Here is a 15,916-nt window from a genome sequence, read left to right as displayed (position 1 = left end):
GAGCCAGGAATCGGATCGACCGGGGCAGGTCCGAGGGGGAGCTGCGTTGAATCCGTGGTCGCTGACGTACGAGGGGTTCGATCCGGCTCACGAGGGGCTGCGCGAGGCGCTGTGCACGCTGGGCAACGGCCGATTCGCCACGCGAGGCGCGGCGCCCGAAGCCAAGGCCGACGCCGTCCACTACCCGGGGACGTACGTCGCCGGATGCTACGACCGGCTCACCTCGATCATCGCCGGCCACGAACTGACCCACGAGGACATGGTCAATCTGCCGAACTGGCTGCCGCTGACCTTCGCGACACCCGGCTCCGCGTGGTTCTCGCCCGGCACGGCCGACCTGCTCCGATATCGGCAGGAGCTGGACATGCGCCACGCCGTCCTGCACCGGCTGATTCGTTGGCGCGACCCCGAGGGCCGGATCACGTCGCTGCGGCAGCGTCGGCTGGTCTCCATGGCCGACCCCTGCCTGGCCGGCCTGGAGACGACCTTCACGGCCGAGAACTGGTCGGGTCCTCTCCGCGTACGCTCCGGCCTGGACGGGCGCGTGGCCAACAGGGGAGTGGCCCGCTACCGCGAACTCCGCGGCGACCATCTGACGCGGCACGCGACGGGGACCCGTGAGCCCCTGACATGGCTGCGCGCGCGGACCCGATCCTCCGGCATCGAGGTCGCCCTGGCCGCACGGGTCGGCACTTCTCCCGGCAGCGCGGATGAGCCCGAGATCGAGCGGCACGACGACCACATCGCGGAGACACGCGTGCTGCGGCTGGAACGCGGCCACCCGGTCACGGTCGTCAAGACGGTGGCGCTCACCACGTCGCGCGATCTCGCCGTCGCCGATGCCACCTCGGCCGCGCTGCGGCGGGCCGAACTCGCGCCGGGGTTCGGCGACCTGCTCGAACAGCACGAGATCGCCTGGCGTGACCTGTGGGAACGGGCCCGGCTGGACGTGCCGGGCCCACGCATCCAGCGGGACATCCGCCTGAACACCTTCCATCTGCTGCAGACCTTGTCACCGCACACCGCCGACCTCGACGTCGGCGTGCCCGCACGTGGCCTGCACGGCGAGGCGTACCGGGGACATGTGTTCTGGGACGAGCTGTTCGTGCTGCCCTGGCTGAGCCTGCGGTTCCCCGAGATCGCCCACGGGGTGCTTCGCTATCGCCTGCGGCGGCTCCCGGAGGCGCGGGCGGCCGCCCGCGCCGCGGGCCTGCGCGGAGCGATGTTCCCCTGGCAGAGCGGCAGCGACGGCCGCGACGAGACCCCGCGGCTCCATCTCAACCCCCGCTCCGGCCGATGGACACCCGACAACTCGCACCTGCAGCGGCACGTCGGGCTGGCCATCGCCTACAACGCCTGGCAGCACTACGCGATCACCGGCGACATGGAGTTCCTCGCCGGCACGGGCGTCCGCCTGCTGGTCGAGATCGCCCGCCTTTTCGCCTCGCTGGCGCGGCTCAACCCCGCGTCGGGCCGCTACGAGATCCAGGGCGTGATGGGGCCGGACGAATACCACGACGGCTACCCCGGCGCGGCGTCCCCAGGCCTGGACAACAACGCCTACACCAACATCATGACGGTGTGGCTGCTGCTGCGCGCTCGTCAGGCGCTCGCCCTGATCCCGCGGCGCGTACGGGAGGACCTGCGCCGCCGTCTCGGCCTGACGGACGCGGAGACCGAGCGCTGGGAGGAGATCACCCGGCGGATGCGCGTGGACTTCCACGACGGCGTCATCAGCCAGTTCACCGGCTACGAGCGCCTGGCGGAGCTGGACTGGGACCGCTACCGCGGCGTACGGCGGCTGGACCGGGCGCTGGAGGCCGAAAACGACAGTCCCAACCGCTATCGGGCGTCGAAGCAGGCCGACGTGCTCATGCTGTTCTACCTGCTCACGTCCCGTGAGGTGAGGCGGATCCTCGACCGGCTGGGCTACCCGGCGCCACCGGACCTGACCCTGCGCACCATCCGCTACTACCTCTCCCGCACCAGCCACGGCTCGACGCTGAGCGCGGTGGCGCACGCCCGGGTGCTGGCGCGATCGGACCGCATCGGCTCCTGGCGGTTCTTCACCGAGACGCTGACCGGCGACATCATCGACGTGCAGGGAGGGACCACCGCCGAGGGCGTCCACCTGGGCGCCATGGCCGGCACGCTGGACCTGGTCCAGCGCTGCTACCTCGACCTCGAAGCACAGGCCGACGGCCTGCACCTGAATCCGGCGCTCCCCGAACAGTTGACCACGCTGTCGTTGTGCCTGCGCTATCGAGGCGCGGAACTCACCATCGAGGCCGACCCCACCTGCGTACGGATCACCCGGGCCGATGACGGCCCCACCACCCTGGATTTCGTGGTGCTCGGCCACCACGCCCGCCTCCGGCGCGGCGACAGCCGCATCTTCCCGCTCGCGGAGCCGCGGCACGACGGCTGACCGGCCCGGCACGCGGACCCGGCCTCGTGATGTCAGGCCGAGGCAATGCGAGCCTCCGGCCAAGGACGAAGCGCCGCCAGTGTCATTTCCCCATATCGGCGCCAGACGCCGGGTTCGCGGTTCCCCAAACGATTCAGTTGAAGAACCGCGCCGCACACCAGGACCCGCACGTCCATGGCCGAAGTGTCGGGTCGCAATTTCCCCGACGGCTTGGCGGCGTCGATCAACTGACTTATGAGCTCGATCACCGGTGCCGGACCCACGACCGTCGCCTCGGACAATGCGTCGGCAAGAAGGCGATCGCCGGCCATCCACTCGAAGAGGTCGATGATATAGGCGGCGAACGCTTCGTACGCATCAGGCTCGGACAGCGCTGCCTGTGTCCGGCTTTCCAGCAAGTGGAACTGATGCCGGGCTACCGCATTGATCAGCGCTTCTTTTGTTGGGTAATTCCGATATATCGTTGCTTTCGTCACTCCGGCGCGCTCGGCCACCTGCGTCATACTCGCGTGCAGTCCATTCTCCGAGAACACCTCATGAGCGGCCGCAACAACCTTGTCATGATTACGGCGGGCGTCTGCGCGTTGCCTTGGTCGCATCGGCGAAGAACTCCGCGACTCAGGAGGGCTCGCTGGATCATGCATACGCCCACTCTCCCACGGGACTGACACCCCACCGCCAGGAGCCGGCGCGACGCCCCGGGCTGGACGAGTCGTCCCACGAGGAGCTGATCGCGCACCCGGCCGGCTCGGGTCACCGGAGCCCGACGAGGAGGTGCGGCACTGTCGTGTTCTGCCGGTGGCCGCACCAGGAGCTAAACGAACCCTGCGGTACGGTTAGCGGGCCGACCGGCGGCGACCTGCGTTCCGACCATGGTCGCGAGAGGTAATCCACCAGCGCACGACCGGGAGCGTTCAGTTCCATGAGCGCACGCGGTCCAGCCGAAAAGCAGAGGAGCCCACGTTGGATCTGCATCTGACCGGACGCACGGCCGTTGTCACCGGCGCGTCCCGGGGTATCGGTGCGGCGATCGCCGAGGTCCTGGCGGAGGAGCGATGCGACCTGCATCTCGCTGCCCGCAGCGGGCCGGTCCTCGAAGAGACGGCCGAACGCCTTCGCTCGGCTCACCACATCAAGGTGAACACCCATGTCGTGGATCTCAGAGATCCCAAAGATCTGGTCGCACTGGCGGCGAGCACCGCGGACGCGGACATCCTGGTCAACAATGCCGGGGACATCCGGGGCGGCACGATCGACACCATCGACGAGGAGACATGGCGCCAGGGGTGGGACCTCAAGGTCTACGGCTACGTCAATTTGACGCGTCTTCTGTATGCGCAGATGAAGCGGCGTGGCAAGGGCGTCGTCGTCAATATCATCGGCAACGCGGGAGAACGGGTCGACAGCCGATATCTGGCCGGTAGCACGGGGAACGCCGCACTGATGGCATTCTCCCGGGCTCTCGGAGGAAACAGCCTGGCCGACGGCATCCGAGTGGTAGGAGTGAATCCAGGCCCGGTGGCCACGGAAAGAATGGTCACACATTTGAAGAACGCCGCTCTGTCCAGCCTGGCGGACGAGAGCCGATATGCCGAACTCACGGCCCATTATCCCCTCGGCAGGCCGGCGGAACCACGCGAGATCGCCGACCTGGTCGCGTTTCTCGCCTCGGACCGATCCGGCTACACGAGCGGGGCCGTCTTCACGGTGGACGGAGGCGCCTCGTCTTCCACGTCGCTCTATTGAGGTCATAGCCCCGGCACACGCCCGCCCGGCATCACCGTAGACGGCACGACCCATCAGGACATACCGCCGATAACGGGAATTTTCCGGTCAAAGGGGGCGAGAAATCCGGACAGTGCTTCCCGGATGCGCGGGTTCACATGGAAAAAAATCAGAAGCGGCGCGGCGCGGGAGAAGGCTAGGCTTCCTGGTGTTCCAGGTTCGAAGGCCCCGGCTACTTCTTCGGGTGAAACCATGCCGGAGCCGTCCCCGGACCTCTGGAACGCACAACTTGATATGCACCTCCCGGTGCGCCGACAGCGGTTACTTCGAGGTTCGACTCCTTGCAGCCCCACCCATGGGGCTGTCGCCCATCCGGTGGGCGTCTCCGCCGTCACCCTTGATCTCGGGAGGACCCCGGCTCCAGACCATGCCCGGTGCGCAGGCGAGGCCTACTTCCACTGTTGATGGGGCGGTCGCTGGTTCGAGTCCAGCCGGAGGCTTCGATCTCCGTAGCTCAGATGGCAGAGCACCACATGGCTTCGCCGACGTGATCTCGGGCATGGTCTGGCGCGGGCTCCTCCCCATCGCGGAAGGGGCCCGCTTTCATGTCCAAGTTCAACCGCGGCACCACCCACGTCGCGACCACCAGCCCGGTCACCACCGAGGCGAGGCCGACCGGCCGTACGCACGAGGGCGCCCCCGGCTACATCCGCGACCCCAGGTCGGAGCTGTTCCTGCTCGCGGTCTCCAACATGGTCGGCGAGGACACCTTCTATGAGAAGGCCGGCGACCGCGACGAGCGCTTCCGCGCCCTCGTCCACCAGGTGGCCGTCGAGGACGGGGACTGGCTGGCCCGCTTCCTGCCGTGGCTGCGCGGCGAGGCGAACATGCGGTCCGCGCCGATCGTGGCCGCACTGGAGGCCGTACGGGCCCGCCTGTCGGCCGGCCTGCACGGAGGCAACCGCGAGCTGGTCGCCTCCGTGCTGCAACGTGCCGACGAGCCGGGCGAGGCACTCGCGTACTGGACATCGCGGTACGGCCGGGCCATCCCCAAGCCGGTGAAGCGCGGCGTCGCCGACGCCGTCCAGCGGCTCTACACGGAGCGGTCCCTGGCGAAGTACGACAGCGACGCCCGCGCGTTCCGCTTCGGCGACGTCATCGAGCTCGTCCACCCCACCCCGGCCGCCGACAAGCTGCTGTGGCAGGGCGACCTGTTCGCCCACGCGCTCGACCGGCGTCACGGCCGGGACAAACCGATCCCGCAGTCGCTGCGCATGCTGCGCGACCGAGCCGAGCTGCTCGCCATCCCGGCCGGGGAGCGGCGCTCCGCGCTGGCCGACCCGAGCCGCCTGGCCGCCGCGGGCATCACCTGGGAGGCGCTCGCCGGCTGGCTGCAGAGCCCGATGGACGCCCAGGCGTGGGAGTCGGTCATTCCCTCCATGGGATACATGGCGCTGCTCCGGAACCTGCGCAACTTCGACGAGGCAGGTGTGGGTGACGAGCTCGCGGACCGGATCATCGCCAAGCTGACCGACCCGGAGGAGGTCGCGCGGTCGCGGCAGCTGCCGTTCCGCTTCTACGCGGCGTACCGGTCGGCGCCCTCCTCGCGGTGGACCCGGGCGCTGGACACGGCGCTGACCCTGGCGACCCGGAACGTCCCCTCGTTCCGGGGGCGGACGCTCGTGCTCGTCGACACCTCGTCGTCGATGACGTCCGGCGCGGTCTCCGCGCGGTCGGCGGTCACGCCGGTCCAGGCCGCCGCGCTGTTCGGCGTCACCCTGGCGACGCGCGGCGACCAGGTCGACCTGGTGGGCTTCGCCGACGGCACGTTCCGGCACAAGATCCGGCCGGGAGCGTCGGTGCTGCGCGAGGTCGAGCGCTTCTGCGGGCGGATCGGCGAGGTCGGCCACGGCACGCAGATCGCCGACGCCGTGCACAGGTCCTGGAAGGGGCACGACCGGGTGGTGATCCTGTCGGACATGCAGACCATGACGGGCTACTACGCGAAGGGGGTCACGACCGCGGTCCCGGCGAGCGTGCCGGTGTACGGGTTCAACCTCGTCGGATACAGGACGGCCGCGATGCCGACCGGCTCGGCCGACCGCCATGAGTTCGGCGGGTTCTCCGACGCGTGCTTCCGGCTGATCCCGCTGCTGGAGGCGGGCCGCGACGCCGGCTGGCCGTTCTAGCGACGGGACCGCCTCGCCTGGTCGTACGGCCAGGCGAGGCGGCAGCTCTTACGGCCGGTGTGGCACCCGGGCCACCACCCGGACCAGCGGCAGCGTGACCACCGCGACCGTTCCATCGCTTCATCACCTCCGTCACCGGAAGCCGGTGAACAGCAGCCCGGGCCGGTGTAACCGCACCGCCGCGACCGCCGCGCCCAGATCGAACGCGCACTCCAGGGCCGCGCAGGCGACGGCGTCGGCGACCGCGCGCGGGCCACCGCCGGGGGCGAGCCGTGCACGCGCCCGCAGCCCGAGCGCGAGCGCCGCCGTCGCCGGTATCAGCACCATGCCCCGGCCCCGCGTCGCCGGTGCGGCGGCCAGCGCCACGACAGCCGCCGCGCCCACCGCGACGACCGGGTTGCAGCGCGGCACGCCCCGGTCCGGGTGGGTCATGGCGAGCCACCGCTCCGACCGGCCACGCCTGTAGAGCGTGCGCCACACGCTGCTCACCGACTCCGGGCCGGGCCGGTCCTGCACGACCTCGGCGTCGGGCTCGGCCCGCAGCGTGAAGCCCCGCCTGGTCAGGCGGATGCCCAGGTCCACGTCCTCGCCCGCGGCCACGGTCGGCGACCTCTCCGCGAAGCCGCCGACCGCTTCGAACGCCGTCCTGCGCAGCAGCAGGTTGGATGCGGCCGCCCACTCCAGTTCGTCACCGGCGGCCGGCCTCTTCGGGTCACCGTGGAGCAGGGGAGACCGGCGCATGATCCGGGACACCGCTGTCGGGCTCGCCACGACGACCGTCGGGCCGGCCAGCCCCGCGGTCCCCGTCGCCATGCGGATGGTCTTGACGTACCGCCGCAGCAGGCCGGGTGAGACGCGGCAGTCCGAGTCGAGGAACAGCAGAAGATCGTGGGAGGCGTGACGAGCGCCGAGGTTACGCTTCGCCCCGACATGCCGGGGACCACGCAGATAGCGGGCGCCGTGCCGTTCGCACTGCTCGCGGTGGCGTGCGGCCTCCTCCGGGCCCGAGTCGTCCACCAGGAGAACCTCGACGGGCTCGGGACAGCGCGCCGCCGCCGCCCGCACACTGGCCAGCATCAGCTCGGTCACCGCCACCCTGCCTCGGACGGGGACCACCACCGACACGCCCGGAGAGGGTGCGGATTCCCCGGTCATGCCGGCCCTCCCATCACCGATGTCCAGCGTGACTTTCCCAGGACCGACCACGGCGCTCGTATCGGGAATTATCCCGGCCCGGGCGTCGATGCGGGATGTGGTCAGCGGGCCAGGGGGATGATCCTGCGGAACTTGCCGCTGGCCGACTGCTCGGGCGGCTCCTCGGCGCGTTCCAGCGCGACGCGCTCGGCCTTGTGCTCGGCCAGGAGGCGCGAGATCTCCTCGTGTACGCTCCGCCACACGTGATCGGGGTCGGCGCCGTCCGCCTGCGTCAGCCGTACCCGCAGCGTGGCGGGCGCGCTCTGCACGACCTGGAACTGCGCGATGCCGGGGACGCGGTCCAGCAGCGTGCCGAACGCCATGGGGGAGATGCGGACGTGCCGGTCGCCGCCGGCGGGGAACTCGAGCAACTCCGCCGCGCGGCCCTGCACCTGGACAGCGGGCAGCGGGCTGCCGCACGGGCAGGCGTCGGGCCGCATCAGGACGTTGTCGCCCATGTCGTAGCGGAGGATCGGCTGGACCCGGTTGGCGAGATTGCTCAACAGGACGGTGTGTGATGGCCGCCCCGGCGGGACGGGCCGATAGTCGGCGTCGACCGGCTCCAGCACCACCCAGTCGGTGTTGACGTGCAGCCAGTTGTGCGCGCAGCCGTAGGCGAGGAAGCTGCACTCGGTGGCGGCGTAGGCGGAGCGGACCTGGGCGTGGAACGCGGAGGCGATCCGGGCGCGGTTCTCGGCGGTCAGTGCCTCGCCGCCGGCGATGACCATCCCCGGGTGGATGTGCAGGCGGCCGGCCTCCTGCTCCCTGGCCAGCAGCCCGAGCATGCTGGAGAAACCGGCCAGCGAGCTGGGCTTGTACCGGTTCAGCTCGGCCACCAGTTGCGGCAGCGGCTTGTCGATGGAGAACTCCCGCAGCAACCAGCCGAGCCGCGGATGGTCGCGCCGGAACCGCGCGGCCGAGGCGACGGTGGAGAAGTGGCCGGGCGGCGCGGAGACGATGGCGGTGCGTCCGGCGCCGCGCATGAGGCGCACGAGATCGCCGGCCCCCAGCCCGGCTCGCGCGCGCTGCCCGATCGCGTTGCCCACGGCCAGGCTCCGTTCGTCCTGCAGGAAGATGCCGCGCAGCCCACTGGTGCCGGACGTGGTGGCGACGAGGTATCGACCCTGGAAGCGCTCGCCCACGAGGGCGGGGTCGGCGACGAACTGCCCGGCCTTGGCCAGTGTCACGTCCGGGTCGGTGACCCATTCGTCGAAGCGCGCCATGAGCGCCTGCTTGCCGGTGACCGGGAGCCGCGCCAGGTCGCCGATGTCGTCGGGCAGCGCCCGATACAGCTCGCGGTAGTAGGGCGAGTGGGTGCGGGCGTAGGTCACGGCTTCGGCCAGGCGGGCCCGTTGCCGCCGCGCGATGCCCTCGGGCCCTCGCGCAGCGCCCGCCGCGCGTCGCGGGCGAGGCTCCGCTCGTTGTCCGTCATGACGACTCGTTCCCTTCTGCGGACTGCGCCGGTTCGTCGTCTGCCGCGGCGTCCGCGCGGACCGAGAGCAGGCCGTGCGCGGCGATGTCGAGGCCGTGGCGTGCGGCTGCCCACAGCTCGTCCTGTGACCGGCCGAGCTCGACGCTCGCCAGGCTCGCCTGCTGGACGGCGCCGATCAGCGAGCCGGTCATGGCGGCGGCGGTGATCGGATCCAGCCGGCCCGGGAACGCCTTGAGCAGTTCGCCGGCCATCCTGCGCTGCAGCTCCAGCAGCAGGTAGAGCCCCTTGGCCTGCAGCGCCGGCGTCGTCATCATCAGGCGGACCCCCGCCGACAGCGCCTCGGGCTCCTTGCGGGGCACCTCGGGGCGGCGCCGGGCGGCGTACTCCTGCACCGCCCTGACCAGCAGCTCGCCCGGGCTCTCCTGCGGCCGTGGCGCCGCCAGCGCGCCGAGCAGCATGCCGAAGATGTGCTCGGTGTCGGCGAACACGACCTCGTCCTTGGCGCGGAAGTAGTTGAAGAACGTCTTGGGGTCGACGTCCGCCGCCACGGCGATCTGCGCCACCGTGGTCTGCTCATATCCCTGCTCTGCGAACAGCCTCATCGCCGCGGCCATGATCCGCTGCCTGGTCAGCCGCTTCTTGCGCTCGCGGCGTGATTCCTCCACACGCAAAACATACAGCACATGGAAACTTCCAGACACTGGAAGATTGGTAGGACATGGGGAGCACTGGGGCAGGCCCGTTCGCCCGCTCGCGTCGGCTTCAGCGCAGGATCGTGGCGGAGAGGATCTTGTTGATCCAGCGTTCCCATTCCTCGGGCGTCCACCCGCGTACGCCGGTGAGCAAGAGGTAGACCTCGACGCTGACCAGGGTGAAGATGACGTCGGCCGCCTCATCGATGGACAGGTCCGGGCGCAGGGCCTGCTTGTCGGCGAGGTGCCGCGCGAGGGTGTCGTGGGCGAGGAAGCGCTGGTTCTGGTTGGTCTCCCACTGCGCGGCCATCTCGGCGTCGGCACCGGCAGCGTCGCGGACGATCTTCATGATGGGCGCCACGCGGCCGAAGATGACGCGGCTGTTGGCCAGCCAGATCGCCAGCGCCCGCCGGCCGTCGGGTTCGTCGCGCACCTGCTCCACCCAGGGCCGGTCCAGCATCGGTATCGGCTCGTCGTCGCCGACCGCCAGCACATCCACGATCTCTTTGACAACCGTGGCCTTGTTCCCGAAGTGGAAGTACACCGTCTGCACCGCGACCCCGGCCGCCGCGGCGATCTGATCCAGGGTGGTCGAGGCGTACCCCTGCCGCAGGAACAGTTCCCGCGCGGCGTCGATGATCCGTCTCCGGGTGGCGCGCGCTTGAGCGGCTCGGCGGGAGCCCTGTCCGGTCGCACTCTTGACAGGGTCGCTCATTCGCTAGAGCCTACTACAGAGAAAGTCACTAGAGACAACTCTAGTGACCCCCCGGAGGCGCCCATGGCTGCGACGCTCAACGGCTTCCACCACGTCAAACTCCCCGTCACGGACGTGGAACGCAGCCGAGACTGGTACGAGCGGGTATTGGGCCTGCGCGTCCTCATCGAGTTCGTCGAAGACGGCACGCTCATGGGCGTCGCCCTCCGCGACGCGAACAACGCCGTCGACGTGGCCCTGCGTCAGGATCCGGTACGAGCTGCCGCGATGGCCGGATTCGACCCGATGGCCCTGTGGGTACCCACCCTGCGCGACCTGAAGGACTGGCAGCAGCGCCTGGACGACCTGGCCGAACCGCACGGCGGCATCGTCACAGGTCACGTCGGCCACGTGCTGGTAGGCCTGCACGACCCCGACGGCATCGAGATCCGCTTCTACAACCCGGCCCAGGACGACCCCGAGGACGCCCGATGAGCTTCGACCCCACCGGCTATCTGCTCACGCCCGCCGACGGCCCCCACCTGTGGTTCCTGGACACCCGCATGACCGTGAAGGCCGGCGCGGACCAGACCGGCGGCGCCTTCACCCTCATCGAGTGGTCCGCACCCGCCGGCTTCGGGCCACCCCGGCACATCCACGACCGCGAGGACGAGGCCTTCTACATCCTCGAGGGAAAGCTCACCATCGACTGCGGCGACCACCGCTGGACCGCCGGCTCCGGCGACTTCGCCTTCCTGCCCCGCCGCATACCCCACTCCTTCATCGTCACCGAAGGGCCCGTACGCGGCCTGCAGATCACCACACCGTCAGGATTCGAGCAGTTCATCGCCGAACTCGGCCGCCCGGCCGAGCACCCCGGCCTCCCCGCACCCACCCCGCCCGACGTCCCCCGCCTGATCGAAACCGGCCGACGCTATGGCCAGCAGATCCTCTGACCTGCTAGAACGCTTTGCTCGGCAAGCCGGCCATCTCGACGACCAGGCATCAGACCGGCGGACGAGGACGCGATCAGGTCGCGGAGCGAGCTCGCCCACCTTCTACGCATAACTGACACGCAGGCGGTCGTACGGAAAGCAGCCGTCGACGGTGAGCTCGCGGGGGCGGCTGAGGCGCTCAGGTTGCTGAGCGCCCAGTTCTCCGAATTCACGTTCATGGGCGAGGCGCTGCCTCCGTCCGGCTACGACCGCGGGGAGATCATTTCCCGAGGCCCATCCGCTTCCCCAGGCTGCCCGCCCGTGACCGCGGCAGGTATGGGACCTCGGGACGAGGCAGGAGGTCGCGCGCCTGGTGCACGGCGACGAGTCCTGGGTCCGCGACGACGACGGCACGCCCGAGACCACCGTGACCTCGCTCGCCTTCGACGGTCCCGGCGCCGGCCTCGCCACGGCCACCCGCCACAATGTGATGCGCGTGTGGCAGGTGCCCCAAGGCCGGGAGATCCGCCGGTTCACCCATCCCGTGGTGTACGGGACATCGCGTTCCATCCCGGGGGCGGCTCGCTGGCCACCGCCTGCAAGGACGGCGTCGTCCCCGTCCGGGACCTGGAGACGGGAACCGAGGCGTACAGGCTGGTCGTGGGTGTCGACCCGTACGCACCGCCTCAGCTCATTGCGTTAGCAGCTCTAAGCACCTCCAGGCACCAGGGCGGCGTCCGTTGAGCGCACAGTTATTGACACTACTAGCGCCAAGTTCTGTCACTGGGAGGCTCCGCCTCTCCCTCTAAGGGTGCGTTGACCTGCTTAGATCGCCTTCAAGCTGATGATCTTAGTTGGGACTCCGGAGCTTTCCTGTTGGGGAGAGCTCGTGGGGCTGGTGACAGAACCTGGCGCTCAACAGCGTCGCCAGCCCGCCCCCCACACGGGTCGCCGGCCCCGCACGCCCTGCCAGTGACAAAACCTGGTGTTTGCGGTCACAGAAACCTGGCGTTCACCGCCGACGCGCGGGGCGGTGGAGCGGGTTCGGATAGCTTGCGAGAATTACCCATCTCCCAAGCTATCCGGCCGGGCTCGGCACGCAACAGATCCTCGTTTTCTATTTTCTATTTCCAGAAATTCAGAAAATCGGTAGGCTGGGCCGCCGTGACGACGTCCGTGACCATCACCGCGTGCAAGCACTGCGGCGCGCCCATCGAGCAGCCCGTCCGACGGGGGAGGCCGCGCGAATACTGCCCGGACGGCGACTGCCAGGCGGCGGCCAAGCGGGAGCGGGAGCTGCGCCGCGCCACACCGGGCCTGGAGGGCGCGCTGGCGCGGGTGGAAGACCTGTACGAACGCATGGAAAAGGGCCTGGCGGCGGCGATCGAGCCGCTGGCGCAGGTGCTCGCCCAGGAGCTGAGCCCGGCGGGAGTCGAGGCGAAGCTGAGCGCGATCCAGGCCGAGGCGCACACGAGCGTCGCGATCGCCCGCGCCGAGCGCGAGCAGGCGCTGGAACAGGTACGGCTGGCCCGCGAGGCCGCCGAAGAGGCCCGGCGGGAGGCCGAGGAGGCCCGCCGCCGTACGGAGGAGGCCTACGCCGAGAGGGACACCGCCTTCGCCGACGCGGAGACCGCCCGCGAGCAGGCCCTGGCCGCGCTGCGGGAGGCCGCGAGCACCGAACGGCGGGCCAGGCAGGAAGCAGACCAGGCCGTACGCCGGGCCGAGGCGGCCGAGACCGCCCGTGAGCAGGCCGTACGCGAACTGGCCGACCGGGTGGACCGGGCCGTGGCCGAGGTCCGCCTGGCCCGGGAGCAGGCCGGGCAGGCCGTCCAGGAACGCGACGAGGCGCAGGCCGACGCGCGGGCGGCGCGGGCGGAGGCCGAGCTGGCCCGCCGCGCGCATCGCGAGGCCGAGCAGTCCAGCGCCGCCGCGCTGGCCCGCGCCCAGGCGGCCGAGGCCGAACGCGACCGCGCGGTCGCGCGTGCGGAGGCCGAGCGCGACCGGGCCGTGGCGCAGGCCCACGACGAGCGTGACCGGATGCTGGCCAGGGCCGAGGCGGCGGAGGCGGCCCGGGAGCAGGCCGTGACGGAGGCCGCCCGGCTGCGCGCGGAGGCGGCGCAGGCCGAGGCGCGCGCGGGTGCGGCCGTCGCGGCCGCGGCCCGGTCGGAGCAGGACGCCCGGGACGCCGCGACCGAGCGGGAGCGGCTCCAGGCGGAGCTGTCGCTGGAACGGGCCCGGCTGGCCGACCTGCGCGCGCAGCTCGACGTGGCCCGGGCCGAGGCGGCCCAGCTGCGCGAACGCGCGGTCGCCGCCGAGCTGCGGCTGCGCCAGGAGCCTCCGGAACAACCACCTGGGCCGTGACGGCGACCCGGCCGCCCGCTGCGCGCTATGCCGCCGCCTCGACGGCCGAGCCCGCCGCGGCCGGCTTGCCGGTGACGCGACGGCGCCGGACCGGTAGCCCGAACGTCGGGTTGGCGACGTTCCAGGCCGCGCTCTTGCAGATCAGCTCCTTGTAGACGGCGGCCAGCCGTCCGGTCAGCACCGCCCCCACGGAGCGGTCGTCGGCGGTGACGTACTGGATCAGGCCGTACTTGCGGCCCAGCGAGATGCACTGGTTGAAGTAGCGGATCGGCACGTTCGGGAGCTTCCCGCCGGTCAGGCGCGCGGCGATCGCCTCGGCGGCCTGCCAGGCCGTCAGAGTGCCGGAGGCGCACGACATGCGCAGCGGCTTGTCGCCCGGGCCCATCGCGTGGGCCGCGTCGCCGATGGCGTACACGTCCGGGTGCGAGACCGAGCGCATGGTCGCGTCGACCACGATCTGCCCGGTGCCGGTGACCTCCAGGGTGGTCGCCTCGGCGATCGGGTTGACCGCGAAGCCGGTGGCCCACACGGTGACCGCGGCGGGGATGGCCGTGCCGCCGGCGGTGGTGACGCGGCCGGCTTCGACGCCGGTGACGGCGGTGTTCTCGTGCACCGTGATCCCGAGCGTGCGGCAGACCTTCCGCAGGTACGCGCGGCCCTTGGGCGACAGCCAGCCGCCGAGAACGCCGTCGGCGGCGAGCGCGACGTCGAGGTCGGGGCGGGCCTCGGCGATCTCGGTGGCGGCCTCCAGGCCGGTGAGTCCGGCGCCGACGACGACCACGGTCTGCCCGGCGCCGAGGCGGGCCAGGCGCTCGCGCAGCCGAAGCGCTCCGGACCGGCCGGCGATCTCGTAGGCGTGCTCGGCGACCCCGGGGACCCCCTGGGAGTTCCACCCGCTGCCGAGGGCGTATACGAGCGTGTCGTAGGACAGTTCCTCGGTCCGTCCGCCGTTCACGCCGGAGACGGTGACGGTATTGCGGTCGGCGTCGAGGCCGGTGACCTTGGCGAGCTTCAGCTCGACGCCGGTGCCGGCGAACATCTCGCTGTACGGCCGGGGCTTGAGGTCCTGGCCGGCCGCCAGCTGGTGCATCCGGACGCGCTCGACGAAGTCGGGCTCGGCGTTGACGAGGGTGATGGCGACGTCATCGCGGTGGAGCCGCCTGGCCAGGCGGCCCGCTGCGGTCGCTCCGGTGTATCCGCCTCCGAGGACGACGATGTGGTGTTGCATTGCCTTGCTCCTGTCTAACGCGATCTGCCACCTGAACCGGGCAGCACGCGGTTTCCTGACAGGGAGGCGATGTGACGTGCGTCACATATGAGCTCACACCGTGAACAAGGGCTCCCCGTGGTCGGCCGCGGCCCACTGCGCGGTCGCGCGTTCGAGCTTGTCCGGGTTGACCTGGGTGCGCACCCCGGCGATCCCCTCGGCGGTGACCTCCAGGCACATGATGCCGACGACCCGGCCGTCCACGACGGCCACGATGGCGGGCTCGTCATTGGCGGTCCAGAGGTAGATCTGGGACTCGCCGCCGACCAGGGCCTGCTTGGCCTCGCCGGGTTTGAACAGGCCCCGCAGGAACTTCGCGACCGCGACGGCGCCCGTGAACGCCTTGGCGCGGGCCGGGATCTTCCCGCCGCCGTCGCCGATCGCGACGGCGTCTTCGGTGAGCAGGCCCACGAGCGGCTCGATCCGGCCCGTGGTGGCGGCGGCCAGGAACTCCTCGACGACGCGCCGGGCGGCGGCCCTGTCGGCCGAGGTGCGGGCCTTGCCGTCGGCGACGTGCTTCTTGGCGCGGTGGAAGATCTGCTGGCTGGCGGCCTCGGTGATGTCGAGGATCTGGGAGATCTCCCGGTGCGGGTAGTCGAAGGCCTCCCGCAGCACGTACACCGCCCGCTCGCTGGGGGACAGGCGCTCCATGATGGTGAGCACCGCGTAGGAGACCGATTCGCGCTGCTCGGCGGTGTCGGACGGGCCGAGCATCGGGTCACCGGCGAGCAGCGGCTCGGGAAGCCACTGGCCCACATAGGTCTCGCGGCGCGCCCGCGCGGAGGTGAGCTGGTTGAGGCACAGGTTGGTGAGGACCTTGGTCAGCCAGGCCTCGGGCACCTCGACGTGGTCGACGTCGGCGGCCTGCCAGCGCAGGAACGTCTCCTGCACGGCGTCCTCGGCCTCACCGGCGGACCCCAGGAGCCGGTAGGCGATGGCCTCCAGGCGCGACCTGGAGGCCTCGAACCGGTCGACGTCGTTCATGGTCAAGGGCATGAC

General features: G+C 70.8%; 13 protein-coding genes and 1 tRNA gene. 7 read left to right on the top strand and 7 right to left on the bottom strand.

Going from position 1 to position 15,916, the window contains the following annotated elements; translation table 11 throughout:
• Nucleotides 1–46: 46 nt before the first annotated feature.
• A complete protein-coding gene (locus tag OHB01_RS29585; protein ID WP_328854275.1) occupies nucleotides 47–2,428 on the top strand; it encodes a glycoside hydrolase family 65 protein in 2,382 nt (793 codons plus the stop codon).
• Between the two features lie 32 nt (nucleotides 2,429–2,460).
• On the opposite strand, the gene OHB01_RS29580 is transcribed toward OHB01_RS29585, so the two are convergent.
• Nucleotides 2,461–3,027 (bottom strand): helix-turn-helix domain-containing protein, encoded by a 567-nt coding sequence (locus OHB01_RS29580; protein WP_328854274.1) that lies wholly within the window; start codon nucleotides 3,025–3,027, stop codon nucleotides 2,461–2,463.
• A gap of 364 nt (nucleotides 3,028–3,391) precedes the next feature.
• Between OHB01_RS29580 and OHB01_RS29575 the strand changes: the two genes are divergently transcribed.
• The 3 genes from OHB01_RS29575 (at nucleotide 3,392) to OHB01_RS29565 (ending at nucleotide 6,342) form a co-directional block, all read left to right on the top strand.
• Entirely contained in the window at nucleotides 3,392–4,174 is a 783-nt protein-coding gene (locus tag OHB01_RS29575; protein WP_142651399.1) for an SDR family oxidoreductase, read from the top strand.
• 408 nt (nucleotides 4,175–4,582) lie between these two features.
• Nucleotides 4,583–4,653: transfer RNA gene (locus OHB01_RS29570), tRNA-Ser, on the top strand.
• Between the two features lie 105 nt (nucleotides 4,654–4,758).
• Nucleotides 4,759–6,342 carry a TROVE domain-containing protein gene (locus OHB01_RS29565; protein WP_328710051.1) on the top strand — a complete coding sequence of 528 codons (1,584 nt, stop codon included), beginning with the start codon at nucleotides 4,759–4,761 and terminating at the stop codon, nucleotides 6,340–6,342.
• Between the two features lie 132 nt (nucleotides 6,343–6,474).
• Here the strand turns inward: OHB01_RS29565 and OHB01_RS29560 are convergent, their stop codons facing one another.
• From OHB01_RS29560 to OHB01_RS29545, 4 genes are all read right to left on the bottom strand, one after another.
• The gene (locus tag OHB01_RS29560) at nucleotides 6,475–7,497 is read right to left on the bottom strand and encodes a glycosyltransferase family 2 protein (RefSeq protein WP_147945483.1); all 1,023 of its coding nucleotides are present in this window, start codon (nucleotides 7,495–7,497) and stop codon (nucleotides 6,475–6,477) included.
• Between the two features lie 101 nt (nucleotides 7,498–7,598).
• A complete protein-coding gene (locus tag OHB01_RS29555) occupies nucleotides 7,599–8,867 on the bottom strand; it encodes a hypothetical protein (RefSeq protein WP_328854273.1) in 1,269 nt (422 codons plus the stop codon).
• 97 nt (nucleotides 8,868–8,964) lie between these two features.
• The gene (locus OHB01_RS29550) at nucleotides 8,965–9,633 is read right to left on the bottom strand and encodes a TetR/AcrR family transcriptional regulator (RefSeq protein ID WP_142651036.1); all 669 of its coding nucleotides are present in this window, start codon (nucleotides 9,631–9,633) and stop codon (nucleotides 8,965–8,967) included.
• 97 nt (nucleotides 9,634–9,730) lie between these two features.
• Nucleotides 9,731–10,375, bottom strand: coding sequence for a TetR/AcrR family transcriptional regulator (locus tag OHB01_RS29545; protein ID WP_147945480.1), 645 nt, complete (start codon nucleotides 10,373–10,375; stop codon nucleotides 9,731–9,733).
• 63 nt (nucleotides 10,376–10,438) lie between these two features.
• Here OHB01_RS29545 and OHB01_RS29540 point away from each other — a divergent pair, with 63 nt between their 5' ends.
• From OHB01_RS29540 to OHB01_RS29530, 3 genes are all read left to right on the top strand, one after another.
• The gene (locus tag OHB01_RS29540) at nucleotides 10,439–10,849 is read left to right on the top strand and encodes a VOC family protein (protein ID WP_147945479.1); all 411 of its coding nucleotides are present in this window, start codon (nucleotides 10,439–10,441) and stop codon (nucleotides 10,847–10,849) included.
• On the top strand, nucleotides 10,846–11,310 hold the full coding sequence (locus OHB01_RS29535) for a quercetin 2,3-dioxygenase (protein WP_142651033.1): 465 nt from the start codon (nucleotides 10,846–10,848) through the stop codon (nucleotides 11,308–11,310). The genes OHB01_RS29540 and OHB01_RS29535 overlap by 4 nt, the downstream gene beginning before the upstream one ends.
• Nucleotides 11,311–12,453: 1,143 nt before the next feature.
• Entirely contained in the window at nucleotides 12,454–13,650 is a 1,197-nt protein-coding gene (locus OHB01_RS29530; protein WP_142651032.1) for a hypothetical protein, read from the top strand.
• Between the two features lie 25 nt (nucleotides 13,651–13,675).
• On the opposite strand, the gene OHB01_RS29525 is transcribed toward OHB01_RS29530, so the two are convergent.
• Together OHB01_RS29525 and OHB01_RS29520 are read right to left on the bottom strand one after the other, a co-directional pair.
• A complete protein-coding gene (locus OHB01_RS29525) occupies nucleotides 13,676–14,878 on the bottom strand; it encodes an NAD(P)/FAD-dependent oxidoreductase (RefSeq protein WP_147944888.1) in 1,203 nt (400 codons plus the stop codon).
• Nucleotides 14,879–14,971: 93 nt separating this feature from the next.
• A complete protein-coding gene (locus tag OHB01_RS29520) occupies nucleotides 14,972–15,913 on the bottom strand; it encodes an RNA polymerase sigma-70 factor (protein WP_147944889.1) in 942 nt (313 codons plus the stop codon).
• Nucleotides 15,914–15,916 lie beyond the last annotated feature (3 nt).

Source organism: Microbispora hainanensis (assembly GCF_036186745.1).
Taxonomy (GTDB): domain Bacteria; phylum Actinomycetota; class Actinomycetes; order Streptosporangiales; family Streptosporangiaceae; genus Microbispora.
Note: the sequence above shows the minus strand (reverse complement) of the source record. Positions and strands in the feature narration are given on the sequence as shown.

Excerpts from the sequence above, each read along its gene's own strand:
- OHB01_RS29580 (WP_328854274.1), bottom strand. The coding sequence starts at position 3,027 with ATGCGACCAAGGCAACGCGCAGACGCCCGCCGTAATCATGACAAGGTT.
- OHB01_RS29565 (WP_328710051.1), top strand. The coding sequence starts at position 4,759 with ATGTCCAAGTTCAACCGCGGCACCACCCACGTCGCGACCACCAGCCCG.
- OHB01_RS29560 (WP_147945483.1), bottom strand. The coding sequence starts at position 7,497 with ATGACCGGGGAATCCGCACCCTCTCCGGGCGTGTCGGTGGTGGTCCCC.
- OHB01_RS29545 (WP_147945480.1), bottom strand. The coding sequence starts at position 10,375 with ATGAGCGACCCTGTCAAGAGTGCGACCGGACAGGGCTCCCGCCGAGCC.
- OHB01_RS29540 (WP_147945479.1), top strand. The coding sequence starts at position 10,439 with ATGGCTGCGACGCTCAACGGCTTCCACCACGTCAAACTCCCCGTCACG.
- OHB01_RS29535 (WP_142651033.1), top strand. The coding sequence starts at position 10,846 with ATGAGCTTCGACCCCACCGGCTATCTGCTCACGCCCGCCGACGGCCCC.
- OHB01_RS29525 (WP_147944888.1), bottom strand. The coding sequence starts at position 14,878 with ATGCAACACCACATCGTCGTCCTCGGAGGCGGATACACCGGAGCGACC.
- OHB01_RS29520 (WP_147944889.1), bottom strand. The coding sequence starts at position 15,913 with ATGCCCTTGACCATGAACGACGTCGACCGGTTCGAGGCCTCCAGGTCG.